The following is a 13,062-nucleotide window of genomic DNA, read 5'->3' as shown; positions in this document are numbered from 1 at the left end:
CGGCACCGCACAGCGCTTCCACCTGTTCCCGCCCGACTTATCCCGGGCCTTGAACCGTAGACGCGAAACTGCGCCCGGCTCGCAAACAAAAACGGCGTGTTTCACGTGAAACACGCCGCCCGCTTCGCGTCCGCCGCACCAGCAATCAAGCCGTCTTCTTCGCTAACCCAAGATACGTCTCGATCACACGCGGATTCTGCGCAAGCTCGGCCGCCGGCCCTTCCAGTGCAAACTCGCCCGTTTCCAGCACATAGCCGTAGTCGGAGATTTGCAGCGCCGCCCGTGCATTCTGCTCGATCAGCAGCGTCGCCACGCCGGTGCCGCGCAACGCGCTGATGATATGAAAGATCTCCTTCACGATCAGCGGCGCCAGCCCGAGGCTCGGCTCGTCGAGCATCAGCAGGTCGGGCTTGCCCATCAGCGCACGGCCGACCGCCAGCATTTGCCGTTCCCCACCGGACAGCGTGCCAGCCGCCTGCCTGCGGCGCTCTTTGAGCCGCGGAAACAGCGCGAACACGTGATCGATCTGATCGAGGAAGTTCGATTCCCCCGCCTGCTTGCGTCGGTACGCGCCGAGCACGAGGTTGTCTTCGACCGTCATCGTGCTGAACAGCTCGCGCTTTTCCGGTACGAGGCACATCCCGCGCGCGACGCGCTGCTCGACCGGCAACGCGCTGACGTCGTTGCCGCGATACACGACCGCGCCCGACGCGTGCCCCGTGACCGGCAGCGCCCCCATGATCGCGTTCAGCAGCGTCGATTTACCGGCGCCGTTCGGGCCAATCACGCTGACGATCTGCCCCGCCCCGACCTTGATTGCCGCACCGTGCAGCGCTTCCACCTTCCCGTACCGCACCGCCAGCCCGCGCACCTCGAGAATCGGCATCGTCGTGTCCGTCATCACTCCACCCCGCCCAGATACGCTTCAAGCACGGCCGGGTCCTGCTGTACATCCTGTGGCAGCCCTTCCGCGATCCGCGTGCCGAACTCCATCACCACCAGCCGATCGGTGAGGTTCATCACGAAATCCATGTCATGTTCCACGAGCAACACGCTCATCCCTTCGGCCTTCAGCCGCCGCAGCAGGTCGGCGAGTTGCTGCTTCTCCTGGTAACGCAGCCCTGCGGCCGGCTCGTCGAGCAGCAGCAGCGTCGGATCGCAGCACAGCGCCCGCGCGATTTCGAGAATCCGCTGCTGACCAAGCGCGAGACTCCCCGCTTCGTCGTACATGTGCGTCTCGAGTCCGACACGGCGGATCTGGCGTGCGGCTTCGGCCAGCAGCTGCGCTTCCTCGTGCGCATTGAGCCGCGCAATGCTGCGCCACACGCCGGTATGACCGCGCAGATGCGCGCCGATCGCGACGTTCTCGAGCACCGTCATCGTCGGCAGCAGCTTCACGTGCTGGAACGTGCGGCCGATGCCGCGGCGGACGATCTGACGCGACGTCAGCCCGTCGATGCGCTCGCCGCGGAACGTGATTGCGCCACCGGTCGGCTTCAGCACGCCGGTCACGAGGTTGAACGTCGTCGACTTGCCCGCACCGTTCGGGCCGATCAACCCGATGATCTGCCCGGCTTTCACGTCGAAGCTGACATCGTTCACGGCCACGAGGCCGCCGAACTGCTTGCGTGCGTTGTCGACGACGAGCAGCGGCTCGCCGGCCACCGGCTTCGCGCGCTGCGGCAGCGGGTCGGCCTGCTCCGGCACATGCGCGCGCGGCCCGCGCGGGAACAGCCTCGCGACGAACGGCCATACGCCCTGGCGCGCGTACTGCAGCAGCAGCACCATCAGCACGCCGAACACGATGATCTCGAAGTTGCCTTCCGAGCCGAGCAGCTTCGGCAGCAGCGTCTGCAGGTAATCCTGCAGCACGGTCAGGATCGCCGCGCCGAGCACCGCGCCCCATACGTGCGACACGCCGCCCACCACGGCCATGAACAGGAATTCGATCCCGTGGTTCAGGCCGAACGGCGTCGGGTTCACCGCGCGCTGCAGGTGCGCGTACAGGAAGCCCGATACCGCCGCGAGCACGGCCGCGTAGACGAAGATCACCACGCGCATCCACGCGGTGTTCACGCCCATCGCCTCGGCCATCACGCCGCCGCCGCGCAGCGCGCGGATCGCGCGGCCGGGCCTGCTGTTGAGCAGGTTCTGCACCGACACGATCGCGGCCAGCACCACGGCCCAGATCAGGAAATACAGGCTGCGGCCGCTTTCGAGCACGATGCCGAACAGGTTCAGCGCCGGAATGCCGTTGATCCCGTCGTACTTGCCGAGCAGTTCGAGGTTGCCGAACAGGTAGAACAGCGCAAGGCCCCACGCGATCGTGCCAAGCGGCAGGAAGTGCCCGGACAGCCGCATCGTCACCGCGCCGAGCACGAGCGCGACGAGCGCCGTCAGCACGACGCCGACGATCAGCGCGAGCCACGGCGATACGCCGTAGCGCGTCGTCAGGAACGCGGTCGCATACGCGCCGATGCCGACGAACGCGGCCTGCCCGAAGCTGGTCATCCCGCCGACGCCCGTCAGCAGCACGAGCCCGATCGCGACGATCGCGTACAAGCCGATGTAGTTCAGCAGCGTGATCCAGTATTCGGGCACCTGCAGCGCGCCGGGCAGCACCGGCAATGCGAACAGCACCACGAGAAACAGCCAGAAGGTCTTGTTGCGTACCATCGTCTTCATCGCGTCACTCCTCTTCCTCTTCCGCATGCGGCGTCACGAAGCTCCGCCACAGCAGCACCGGAATGATCAGCGTGAACACGATCACCTCCTTGTAGGCGCTCGCCCAGAACGACGAATACGATTCGAGCACGCCGACGAGCAACGAGCCGGCGGCCGCGAGCGGATAGCTGACGAGCCCGCCGATGATCGCGCCGACGAAGCCCTTCAGGCCGATCAGGAAGCCCGAGTCGTAGTAGATCGTCGTCAGCGGGCCGACGAGGATCCCGGACAGCACGCCGAGCCCCGCCGCGAACGTGAACGCGAGCCGCCCGGCTTCGGTCGTGCCGATGCCGACGAGACGTGCACCGAGCCGGTTCACCGACGTCGCGCGCAGCGCCTTGCCGGCGATCGTGCGGCCGAAGTACACGTAGAGCGCGCCGATCAGCACGAGTGCCGTGACGACGACCAGGATGCTCTGTACCGACACCGCCATGCTGCCGATCGCGAGCGACGCGTCCGAGAACCCGTTGGTACGCGAGCCTTCCGCGCCGAACATCACGAGGCCGAGGCCGACCATCGCGAAATGGACGGCGACCGACACGATCAGCAGCAGCAGCGTCGTACCTTCGGCGATCGGCTGGTACACGAGCCGGTAGACGAACGGCCCCATCGGCACGACGATCGCGAGCGTCAGCGCGATCTGCGCGAGCATCGGCATCGGCTGCGCGGCAAAACTGCGCGTGATCGCGAACACCGCGAGCGGCAGCAGGATATAGCGGCTGCCGAGCGTCGCGAGCGTGCGGCCGAGCTGATGGCGGCGTTCGCGATGTCGGATCAGGCCGCCGGCTTCGAGCAGGAAGCATGCGATGCCCATCACGAACAGCAGCCAGCAGGTGGCGGGAAATTTCTGCGCCTGCAACGCGGCCAGCGTGAGCGCACCGTAGGCGACGAATTCGCCCTGGGGAATGAAGATCACCCGCGTGACGGAAAACACCAGCACGAGCGCCAGCGACAACAATGCATAAATGGCGCCGGTCGTGATGCCGTCTTGCGCGAGGATCGCCGCAATCGAGAGATCCATACGTTTCGTGTATCGAGAGAATGCTGCGGAGAAACGAAAGGCGGAAACGGCCGGGGCGCGCGGCGGGCCCCGGCCGTTCCAGGCGGCAAGGATGCGGCCGTGACGCGCGCCGCCCTGCCGACGGCATGCGCGGCGCCGTTCGCGCCCCGCGTGCCGGTTTCACGTGATGCTTACTCGCCCTGCAACTTCCACTTGCCGTCGACGATCTGCACCATCACGCGTGCACGCGTATCGAAGCCATTGTGATCGGTCGCCGTCATGTTGATCACGCCGTGCGAGACGGGCAGGTCCTTCACGCTTTCGATCGACGCGCGCAGCGCTTCGCGGAACGCCTCGGTGCCCGGCTGGCCCTTCTTCAGCGCGTCCGGGATCGCCCGCTGCAGCAGCAGACCCGCATCCCACGCATGGCCGCCGAAGGTCGACAGCGAACCCGCGCCGTAAGCCTTCTCGTACGCGGCCTTGTAGCCGAGCGCCGGCTTCTTCACCGGATTCGAATCGGGCAGCTGGTCGGTCACGAGCACGGGGCCGGCCGGCAGGATCTCGCCTTCGCAATCCTTGCCACACACGCGCAGGAAATCGTTGTTGGCGACGCCGTGCGTCTGGTAGACCTTGCCCTTGTAGCCGCGCTCCTTCAGCGTCTTGGCCGGCAGCGCCGCCGGCGTGCCGGAGCCGGCGATCAGCACCGCGTCCGGGTTCGAGCCCAGCAGCTTCAGCACCTGTCCCATCACCGACGCGTCGGTCCGGTTGTAACGTTCGTTCGACACGAGCTTCAGCCCGTTCTTCGCGGCCGCCGCGTCGAACGTCTTGTACCAGCTGTCGCCGTACGCATCGGCGAAGCCGATGAAGCCGACCGTCTTCACGCCGTGCTTTGCCATGTAGCCGGCGATCGCGTCGGCCATCAACTGGTCGTTCTGCGGCACCTTGAACATCCATGCGCGCTTCGCGTCCATCGGTGCGATGATCTGCGCGCTCGCCGCGAGCGAGATCGTCGGCGTCTTGCCCTGCGACACCGGATCGAGCATCGCGAGCGAGTTCGGCGTGACGGACGAGCCGATGATCGCGTCGACGTGGTCCTCGTCGATGAGCTTGCGCACGTTCTGCACCGCCCGGCTCGTGTCGGACGCGTCGTCCAGCACGATGTATTGCACGCTCTTGCCCGCGATCTCCTTTGGCAGCAGTGCGATCGTGTTCTTTTCCGGAATCCCGAGCGACGCGGCCGGCCCGGTGGCCGACAGCGTCACGCCGATCTTCACCTGCGCCGACGCCGTGGCCGCCGCACACACGAGGCCCGCGGCAAGCAGGGCCTCCATCCATCGATTCATCTTCATTTACGTTGTCTCCAAACGCTGCTCGAAAAAGCCACGGGTCGCTCGGGCGGCTCCCGGTTCCCAAAACAAGTTAATAATTTAACTATCTCGCCTGACCGCGCCTACGCTCGTTTTCCCGCGACACGCCACCATGCGCGGCGCGCCGATTGAAACGGCCGTTCGACCGTCACGATGCGCAGCAGCGGTGTCGTCAGGATGAAGAAAGCGAAGAAATGAGGAAGCGTGCGGAAGCTCGTTGCGCGCGCATCGATGGTCGGCACGCGCGGCAAGCGATGACATATCGGAAAGCCGGCCGCTCATGCGATTGCGCATACGGATGCAGAGACGGACGCGAGCGCAACGGCCCGCGATGGCGCCGGGACGCGCATACAGGCCGCGGAACGGCTCGGAAATGCCCCGATGACCCATCGGGCAACCCATGACGAACGAACGGCGCCCGCCGCGTCTCCTGCCCCGGTCCACCGTGCTGCGCTGCTCATCCAACCGTACTCCCTCTTCTGCATTTTGCTTGTAGGAGAACTGCCGACCGATTTTCCCGACCGCACGGTCGGCGAAAGCCGAGTGTAACGGACGCCTTTCGCGCACGCCAACCGGGTAAGCCCGGAGCGCCTGTGCAGGATTGCGCATCATCTGCGAACGGATCGCGGGAAACGGAACAACAGGAACGCGGCGAAGCGCGGAAAGACGCGGTGCGAATGCAAACGCGGAAGGCAGCCCCATCGGCCGGCATGCGGGCCGATGCACCATCGAGGGAATTCGTGCACGCAAATGAAAAAGCGCTGTTGGATTCCGTCCAACAGCGCTTTGGGGTCCGGGCACTTTGTGCCTCGATTGTCTCCTCGTTCTCCACCTGCAAATTCGTTTCGCGGTGCATCAGAACTAGGGTGAATCTTAAAGAGGCTTAAGCACCACGACAACTTAGCATTTACCCCTATGGTGCATTGCCGCACGAAAATGGGGCACCAGCCTGCCGCGCGGCGATGGCCCGAGCCCGCGGCGACGCCCTTCCGACGTGCGCCGGATGGTGCTTCGCATCAACGCGGGCGACGCGCACGGCATGCTCACGACGACGCCCTGAGCGGCTTGATCCTCGCGACCATCTCGCCGACGATGCCGCGCCGGAACGCCAGCACGCATGCGATGAAGATCAGCCCGGTGACGATCGTCGTCGATTCGCCCAGCGAATGAAACCACGCGACGCCGGTCGTCGACGCGAGCCATTCGCCGATGTCGCCGAGCCGGTCTTCCAGCGCGACGATCAGCGCGGCGCCGAGCAGCGGCCCGAACAGCGTGCCCATCCCGCCGACGAGCGTCATCAGCACGACGAGGCCCGACATCGTCCAGTACGCATCCGACAGCGTCTCGAAGCCGAGCACCAGTACCTTCAACGAGCCGGCCAGCCCCGCGAGCGCGGCCGACAGGACGAACGCGAGCAGCTTGAAGCGGTCGGTGTCGTAGCCGAGCGAGATCGCGCGCGCTTCGTTCTCCTTGATGGCGACGAGCACCTGGCCGAACGGCGAATGGACGACCCGCACGATGAACGCGCACGCGGCCACGACCGCCGCCAGCACGACGTAGTACAGCGTGACGTCGTTCGACAGGTCGAGCAGCCCGAACAGGCGGCCGCGCGGCACGCCCTGCAGGCCGTCCTCGCCGTGCGTGAACGGCGCCTGCAGATAGATGAAATAGACCATCTGCGCGAACGCGAGCGTGATCATCGCGAAGTAGATGCCCTGCCGGCGGATCGCGAACAGCCCGACGACGAGCCCGAGCAGCGTCGCGGCGACGGTGCCGGCCAGCACGCCGAGCTCCGGCGTGAAACCGAGCGTCTGCATCGAATAGCCGGTCGCATAGCCGGCCGTCGCGAGGAACATCGCATGGCCGAACGACAGCAGCCCCGTATAGCCGATCAGCAGGTTGAACGCGGCCGCGAACAGCGCGAACGCGAGCACCTTCATCACGAACACCGGATACGCGCCGATGAACGGCGCGGCGAGCAGTGCGGCGAGCAGTACGCCGTAGAGCACTTTTCTCTGCATCATTTTTCCTTGCCGAAGAGGCCCGCCGGGCGGAACAGCAGCACGATCGCCATGATCACGAACACGACGGTGGCCGACGCTTCGGGATAGAACACGCGCGTGAAGCCCTCGATCACGCCGAGCAGCAGGCCCGTGACGATCGATCCGAGGATCGAGCCCATTCCGCCGATCACGACCACCGCGAACACGGTGATGATCATCGGCTGGCCCATCAGCGGCGACACCTGGATCACCGGCGCCGCCAGCACGCCCGCGAACGCGGCGAGCGCGACGCCGAAGCCGTAGGTGAGCGTGATCATCATCGGCACGTTCACGCCGAACGCCTCGACGAGCTTCGGGTTCTCGGTACCCGCGCGCAGGTACGCGCCGAGGCGCGTCTTCTCGATCACGAACCACGTCGCGAGGCACACCGCGAGCGACGCGATGACGACCCACGCGCGATAGTTCGGCAGGAACATGAAGCCGAGGTTGGTCGCGCCGGACAGCTGCGACGGCACGTCGTACGGCTGGCCGGATGCGCCGTAGATCGAGCGGAACACGCCTTCGACGACGAGCGTCAGGCCGAACGTGAGCAGCAGCCCGTACAGGTGATCGAGCTTGTACAGCCAGCGCAGCATCGAGCGCTCGATCGCGATCCCGAACGCGCCGACGATCAACGGCGCGAGCACGAGCATCGCCCAGTACGGCAGCGCGAAATACGACAGCCCCATCCACGCGAGCATCGCGCCCAGCATGAACAGCGCACCGTGCGCGAAGTTGATCACGTTGAGCAGCCCGAAGATCACCGCGAGCCCGAGGCTCAGGATCGCGTAGAACGAGCCGTTGACGAGCCCGAGCAGCAACTGGCTCAGCATCGCCGGCAACGGAATGCCAAAGATTTCCATCGACTTAGCCGTCAGAATGAGTTTCGTTGCGTACGCAACTTTGAGCCACCCGCACGCGGGCGGCGCAGCGGGCACATCGCTGCCACCGCCACCGTGCGGCGCGCCGGTGCGCGCCGCTATCCGATGCTTACTTCCACAACGCGCAGCGCGTTTCCTGCTTGGTGCCGAACGCCTGCTCGCCCGGAATCGTTGCGAGCACCTTGTAGTAGTCCCACGGCTCCTTCGATTCCGACGGCTTCTTCACTTCCATCAGGTACATGTCGTGGATCATGCTGCCGTCCTGGCGGATATAGCCCTTTGCGTAGAAGTCGCTGATCTTGATCTTCTTCAGCTCGGCCATCACCTTGTCGGAGTCGGTCGTCCCGGCGGCCTGCACGGCCTTCAGGTAGGTCGTCACCGACGAGTAGTCGGCCGCCTGCAGGCTCGACGGCATCTTCTTCATCTTGCCGAAGTAGCGCTGCGCCCACTGGCGCGATGCCGCATCGCGGTTCCAGTACCAGCTGTCGGTCAGCACGAGGCCCTGCGTCGTCTCGAGGCCGAGGCTGTGCACGTCGTTGATGAACATCAGCAGCCCGGCGAGCTTCATCGTCTTCGTGATGCCGAATTCCTTCGCGGCCTTGATCGAGTTGATCGTGTCGCCGCCCGCGTTCGCGAGGCCGAGAATCTGCGCCTTCGACGATTGCGCCTGCAGCAGGAACGACGAGAAATCCGACGCGGACAGCGGATGCCGCACCGCGCCCAGCACCTGTCCGCCGCTCGCCTTCACGACGTCCGACGTGTTCTTCTCGAGCGCCTTGCCGAACGCGTAGTCCGCGGTCAGGAAGAACCACGTCTTGCCGCCCTGCTTCACCACCGCCGAGCCGGTGCCTTTCGCGAGCGCCATCGTGTCGTACGCATAGTGCACCGTGTACGGCGTGCACTCCTCGTTCGTCAGCGTGTCCGCGCCCGCGCCGATGTTGATGTAGACCTTCTTCTTCTCCGCGGCGAGCTTGGCCATCGCCAGCGCCGTCCCCGAATTCGTGCCGCCGACGAGCAGGTCGAGCCCACCGCGGTCGATCCATTCGCGCGCCTTCGACGCGGCAATGTCCGCCTTGTTCTGGTGATCCGCGTACACGACCTCGATCGGCTTGCCGAGCACCTTGCCGCCGAAGTCGGCGACCGCCATGCGGATCGCCTCGAGACCGCCCTGGCCGTCGATGTCCGCATAAAGCCCCGACATGTCGGTAACGAAACCGATCTTCACGGTATCCGCGGCGTGCGCGGCGCCGGCGGCGAACGCGGCGGTCGCGAGCGCGACACAGGCCTGTGCGAGGGTCTTCATTTTCATTGACGTCTCCTGTTGTTCTGATGCGTTGTGGTTGTTCGAGGGCCGCCACGGCTAGCGGCAAGGGAAACGACGCGGCGTCACACTCCGAGCAGGTCGTGCAGGGTCGGCATCTTGCCTTCCAGTTCGGATGCGCGGAAATGCTCGACGATGCTGCCGTGCTCCATCACGTAGAAGCGGTCGGCGAGCGGCGCGGCGAAGCGGAAATTCTGTTCGACCATCACGATCGTGTAGCCGCGCGCCTTCAGCGCGACGATCATCCGTGCGAGCGCCTGTACGATCACCGGCGCGAGGCCTTCGGAGATCTCGTCGAGCAGCAGCAGGTTCGCGCCGGTGCGCAAAATTCGCGCGACCGCGAGCATCTGCTGCTCGCCGCCGGACAGCCGCGTGCCCTGGCTCTGCCGGCGCGACGCGAGGTTCGGGAACATCGCGTAGATCTCGTCGAGCGACATCGAATGCTCGCGCGGCCCGATCAGCGGCGGCAGCATCAGGTTCTCCTCGCACGACAGGCTCGAGAAGATCCCGCGCTCCTCGGGGCAATAGCCGATGCCGTAATGCGCGATGCGATGCGTCGCGAGGCCGATCGTCTCGTGCCCGGCGACCTTGATCGACCCGCTGCGGCGGCCCGTGAGGCCCATGATCGCGCGCAGCGTCGTCGTGCGGCCCGCGCCGTTGCGGCCGAGCAGCGTGACGACCTCGCCTCGATGCACGGTCAGGTCGACGCCGTGCAATATGTGGGATTCCCCGTACCAAGCCTCCAGGCCCGTGATTTCCAGCGCAGGCGTACCGCTCTCGACGCCGCTCAATTCGCGTTCCTCCCGTTCGCTGTGCTTCATGCGTGCGCCCCCGCGAGCGCCGCGTCGGCGCTGCCCATGTAGGCTTCGATGACGAGCGGATTCTTCGACACTTCCGCATACGAGCCTTCGGCCAGCACCTCGCCGCGTTGCAGGACGGTGATCGTGTCGGAGATCCCCGCGATCACGTTCATGTTGTGTTCCACCATCAGGATCGTGCGGCCGCTCGCGACCTTCTTGATCAGCGCGGTCACGCGGTCGACGTCCTCGTGGCCCATCCCCTGCGTGGGCTCGTCGAGCAGCATCAGTTCGGGCTCCATCGCCAGCGTCGTCGCGATCTCGAGCGCGCGCTTGCGGCCGTAGGCCAGCTCGACGGTCGGCACGTGCGCGAAATCGGTGAGGCCGACCTGCGTGAGCAGGTCCATCGCGCGATCGTCGAGCCGCTTCAGCGTGCGTTCGCTGCGCCAGAAATGGAATTCGGTGCCGAGCGCGCGTTGCAGGCCGATGCGCACGTTCTGCAGCGCGGTCAGGTGCGGAAACACGGCCGAGATCTGGAACGAGCGGATGATGCCGCGCCGCGCGACCTGCGCGGGCCGCTCGTCGGTAATGTCGATGCCGTTGAAGACGATCTGGCCGGCCGTCGGCGTCAGAAATTTGGTGAGGAGGTTGAAACAGGTGGTCTTGCCCGCGCCGTTCGGCCCGATCAATGCGTGGATCGCGCCGCGACGCACACGCAGGTTGACGCCGTTCACGGCGGTAAAGCCCCTGAATTCCTTCGTCAGTCCGCGTGTTTCCAGAATCGTGTCGCCGAGAATCATGTTCCCTTCCGTACGAAGTCAGGCGAAGCACCGGGAAGCCTGGCGCAAGCGGCCGCGAACAGGTCAGCGGATCAGCGGGCTGCCCCGGGCGCCGTGGTACGCCTCGAGGGTGGTCTCCCGCGCCGACGCGTATGCACATTGCGCAACATTGTCGCGCCGTTGGTGCAGTGCAATCATCGGGATTTGCACTTATAGGGGTCGCCGCCCTATCGGACGCGACGGCGCGCGGTCATTCACCGTGCTTTTTTGATACGTGCATCATCACGCGTTGACTGCTGCATGGCCTGGCACGCGCGCGATGAAAAAAGCCGCGCGACGGCGCGGCTTGCACGGATCTTGCCGTTCGAGCGGACGCGCCGGCAGCTTGTTTCGCATAGCGAATCAGCGGGCATCCGCGTCGCGGCCCGCTGGCGCGCGGGTCAGCGAGCCGTCATGCAGCCGTCGCCGCGGCCTCGGTTCGCACCGACGTCGTTTCGCGCGCCGCACGGCGGTCGGCGCGAATCATGTCGCTCGCGCGCTCGGCGATCATCAGCGTCGGCGAATTGGTGTTGCCCGACGTGATGAACGGCATCACCGACGCATCGACGATCCGCAACCCCGCGATGCCGCGCACGCGCAGCCGGCTGTCGACCACCGCGCGTTCATCCTCCGCCCGCCCCATACGGCACGTGCCGACCGGATGGAAGATCGTCGTGCCGACGACGCCGGCCGCGTCGATCAGCTCGGCCTCGGTCCGGTACTGCAGGCCCGGCAGGATTTCCTCGGGGCGATAGCGCGCGAGCGCCGGCGCGGATGCGATCCGGCGCGTGAGGCGCAGCGCGTTCGCGGCGACGTGACGATCGTGATCGGTCGACAGATAGTTCGGCGCGATCGTCGGTGCGCTGCCCGGATCGGCGCTCGTGACGTGCACGCTGCCGCGCGAGGTCGGCCGCAAATGGCAGACTGACGCCGTAAACGCGTTGAAGCCGTGCAGCGGCTCGCCGAAGCGTTCGAGCGACAGCGGCTGCACGTGGTACTGGAGATCGGGGCGCGTGAGCGCGGGATCGTCCGGATCCGATTTCGCGAACGCGCCGAGCTGCGACGGCGCCATCGACATCGGACCGCGCTGCAGCAGCGCATATTCGGCGCCGATCATCAGCTTGCCCCACCAGTGCGCGGACAGGGTGTTGAGCGTGCGCACGCCGTCGACGCGAAACGCCATCCGCAATTGCAGGTGATCCTGCAGGTTCTCGCCGACGCCCGGCAGATCCTGCACGACGTCGATGCCGAGCGCCTGCAGCCGCCGGCCGTCGCCGACACCCGACAGTTCGAGCAGTTGCGGCGAATTCACCGCGCCCGACGTCAGCAGCACTTCCGAGCGTGCCCGCGCGACGTAATCGGCGCCGCCGCCGCGGTACTCGACGCCGACCGCTCGCCGCCCGTCGAAGATCACGCGCTGCGCATGGGCGCCGGTGATCACGGTCAGGTTCGGGCGCGCCATCGCGGGCCGCAGGAACGCCTTCGACGTATTCCAGCGCACGCCGCGCTTCTGGTTCACTTCGAAGTAGCCGACCCCGGCATTGTCGCCGCGGTTGAAATCGTCGGTGGCGGGAATGCCCGTCTGCTGCGCGGCCTGCGCGAACGATTCGAGGATCTCCCAGCGCAGCCGCTGCTTCTCGACGCGCCAGTAGCCGCCCGCGCCGTGCGCATCGCTTGCGCCCGCATGGTGATCCTCGCTGCGCTTGAAGATCGGCAGTACGCTGTCCCACGACCAGCCGGCGTCGCCGGTTTCGTGCGCCCAGTTGTCGTAATCCTCGCGCTGGCCGCGCATGTAGATCATCCCGTTGATCGACGAGCAGCCGCCGAGCACGCGGCCGCGCGGATACGACAGTGCGCGGCCGTTGAGCGCCGCCTCGGGCTGCGTCTTGTACAGCCAGTCGGTGCGCGGGTTGCCGATGCAGTACAGATAGCCGACCGGGATATGGATCCAGTGATAGTCGTCCTTGCCGCCCGCTTCGAGCAGCAGCACGCTGATGTCGGGATCCTCCGTCAGGCGGTTCGCGAGCACGCAGCCCGCGGTGCCCGCGCCGACGATCACATAGTCGAATTCGCCCTCGAGCGTGCGTTGAGTACTCACGGCGTGTCTCCTGA

At 66.2% G+C, this 13,062-nt stretch carries 11 protein-coding genes; all 11 read right to left on the bottom strand.

All coding sequences use genetic code 11. The features are described 5' to 3' along the window. Positions 1 to 145 precede the first annotated feature (145 nt). The 11 genes from CFB49_RS00415 to CFB49_RS00370 all read right to left on the bottom strand — a co-directional run bounded on the left by CFB49_RS00415 (position 146) and on the right by CFB49_RS00370 (position 13,048). Complete coding sequence (locus tag CFB49_RS00415) at positions 146 to 901, bottom strand: ABC transporter ATP-binding protein (RefSeq protein WP_069618785.1); 756 nt, start codon at positions 899 to 901, stop codon at positions 146 to 148. Next, positions 901 to 2,685 (bottom strand): branched-chain amino acid ABC transporter ATP-binding protein/permease, encoded by a 1,785-nt coding sequence (locus CFB49_RS00410; RefSeq protein ID WP_084044263.1) that lies wholly within the window; start codon positions 2,683 to 2,685, stop codon positions 901 to 903. The genes CFB49_RS00415 and CFB49_RS00410 overlap by 1 nt, the downstream gene beginning before the upstream one ends. A gap of 4 nt (positions 2,686 to 2,689) precedes the next feature. Next, positions 2,690 to 3,745, bottom strand: a complete 1,056-nt coding sequence (locus CFB49_RS00405) for a branched-chain amino acid ABC transporter permease (RefSeq protein WP_089490518.1) — start codon at positions 3,743 to 3,745, stop codon at positions 2,690 to 2,692. A 170-nt stretch (positions 3,746 to 3,915) separates the two neighbouring features. Then, a complete protein-coding gene (locus CFB49_RS00400) occupies positions 3,916 to 5,073 on the bottom strand; it encodes an ABC transporter substrate-binding protein (RefSeq protein WP_069618787.1) in 1,158 nt (385 codons plus the stop codon). A 101-nt stretch (positions 5,074 to 5,174) separates the two neighbouring features. Continuing rightward, positions 5,175 to 5,342: a hypothetical protein gene (locus tag CFB49_RS36185; protein ID WP_179234845.1), complete on the bottom strand. Its 168-nt coding sequence runs from the start codon at positions 5,340 to 5,342 to the stop codon at positions 5,175 to 5,177. Positions 5,343 to 6,134: 792 nt separating this feature from the next. Further along, positions 6,135 to 7,112: a branched-chain amino acid ABC transporter permease gene (locus tag CFB49_RS00395; protein WP_069618788.1), complete on the bottom strand. Its 978-nt coding sequence runs from the start codon at positions 7,110 to 7,112 to the stop codon at positions 6,135 to 6,137. Continuing rightward, the gene (locus tag CFB49_RS00390) at positions 7,112 to 7,996 is read right to left on the bottom strand and encodes a branched-chain amino acid ABC transporter permease (protein ID WP_089434335.1); all 885 of its coding nucleotides are present in this window, start codon (positions 7,994 to 7,996) and stop codon (positions 7,112 to 7,114) included. Before CFB49_RS00390 ends, CFB49_RS00395 begins: the two co-directional genes overlap by 1 nt. A gap of 127 nt (positions 7,997 to 8,123) precedes the next feature. Then, the gene (locus CFB49_RS00385) at positions 8,124 to 9,323 is read right to left on the bottom strand and encodes an ABC transporter substrate-binding protein (protein ID WP_069618790.1); all 1,200 of its coding nucleotides are present in this window, start codon (positions 9,321 to 9,323) and stop codon (positions 8,124 to 8,126) included. 77 nt (positions 9,324 to 9,400) lie between these two features. Continuing rightward, positions 9,401 to 10,156 carry an ABC transporter ATP-binding protein gene (locus CFB49_RS00380; protein ID WP_050015804.1) on the bottom strand — a complete coding sequence of 252 codons (756 nt, stop codon included), beginning with the start codon at positions 10,154 to 10,156 and terminating at the stop codon, positions 9,401 to 9,403. Further along, positions 10,153 to 10,932 (bottom strand): ABC transporter ATP-binding protein, encoded by a 780-nt coding sequence (locus CFB49_RS00375; RefSeq protein WP_006477266.1) that lies wholly within the window; start codon positions 10,930 to 10,932, stop codon positions 10,153 to 10,155. Before CFB49_RS00375 ends, CFB49_RS00380 begins: the two co-directional genes overlap by 4 nt. A gap of 430 nt (positions 10,933 to 11,362) precedes the next feature. Beyond that, a complete protein-coding gene (locus tag CFB49_RS00370; RefSeq protein ID WP_089490517.1) occupies positions 11,363 to 13,048 on the bottom strand; it encodes a GMC family oxidoreductase in 1,686 nt (561 codons plus the stop codon). Between the last annotated feature and the right edge of the window lie 14 nt (positions 13,049 to 13,062).

Source organism: Burkholderia sp. AU17457, from assembly GCF_002223255.1.
Lineage (GTDB): Bacteria > Pseudomonadota > Gammaproteobacteria > Burkholderiales > Burkholderiaceae > Burkholderia > Burkholderia sola.
The sequence above is the reverse complement of the archived record's forward strand: the minus strand, read 5'-3'. Positions and strand labels throughout refer to the sequence as shown.

Coding starts and splice junctions, on each gene's coding strand:
- CFB49_RS00415 (WP_069618785.1), bottom strand. CDS start 901: ATGACGGACACGACGATGCCGATTCTCGAGGTGCGCGGGCTGGCGGTG.
- CFB49_RS00410 (WP_084044263.1), bottom strand. CDS start 2,685: ATGAAGACGATGGTACGCAACAAGACCTTCTGGCTGTTTCTCGTGGTG.
- CFB49_RS00405 (WP_089490518.1), bottom strand. CDS start 3,745: ATGGATCTCTCGATTGCGGCGATCCTCGCGCAAGACGGCATCACGACC.
- CFB49_RS00400 (WP_069618787.1), bottom strand. CDS start 5,073: ATGAAGATGAATCGATGGATGGAGGCCCTGCTTGCCGCGGGCCTCGTG.
- CFB49_RS00395 (WP_069618788.1), bottom strand. CDS start 7,112: ATGCAGAGAAAAGTGCTCTACGGCGTACTGCTCGCCGCACTGCTCGCC.
- CFB49_RS00390 (WP_089434335.1), bottom strand. CDS start 7,996: ATGGAAATCTTTGGCATTCCGTTGCCGGCGATGCTGAGCCAGTTGCTG.
- CFB49_RS00385 (WP_069618790.1), bottom strand. CDS start 9,323: ATGAAAATGAAGACCCTCGCACAGGCCTGTGTCGCGCTCGCGACCGCC.
- CFB49_RS00380 (WP_050015804.1), bottom strand. CDS start 10,156: ATGAAGCACAGCGAACGGGAGGAACGCGAATTGAGCGGCGTCGAGAGC.
- CFB49_RS00375 (WP_006477266.1), bottom strand. CDS start 10,932: ATGATTCTCGGCGACACGATTCTGGAAACACGCGGACTGACGAAGGAA.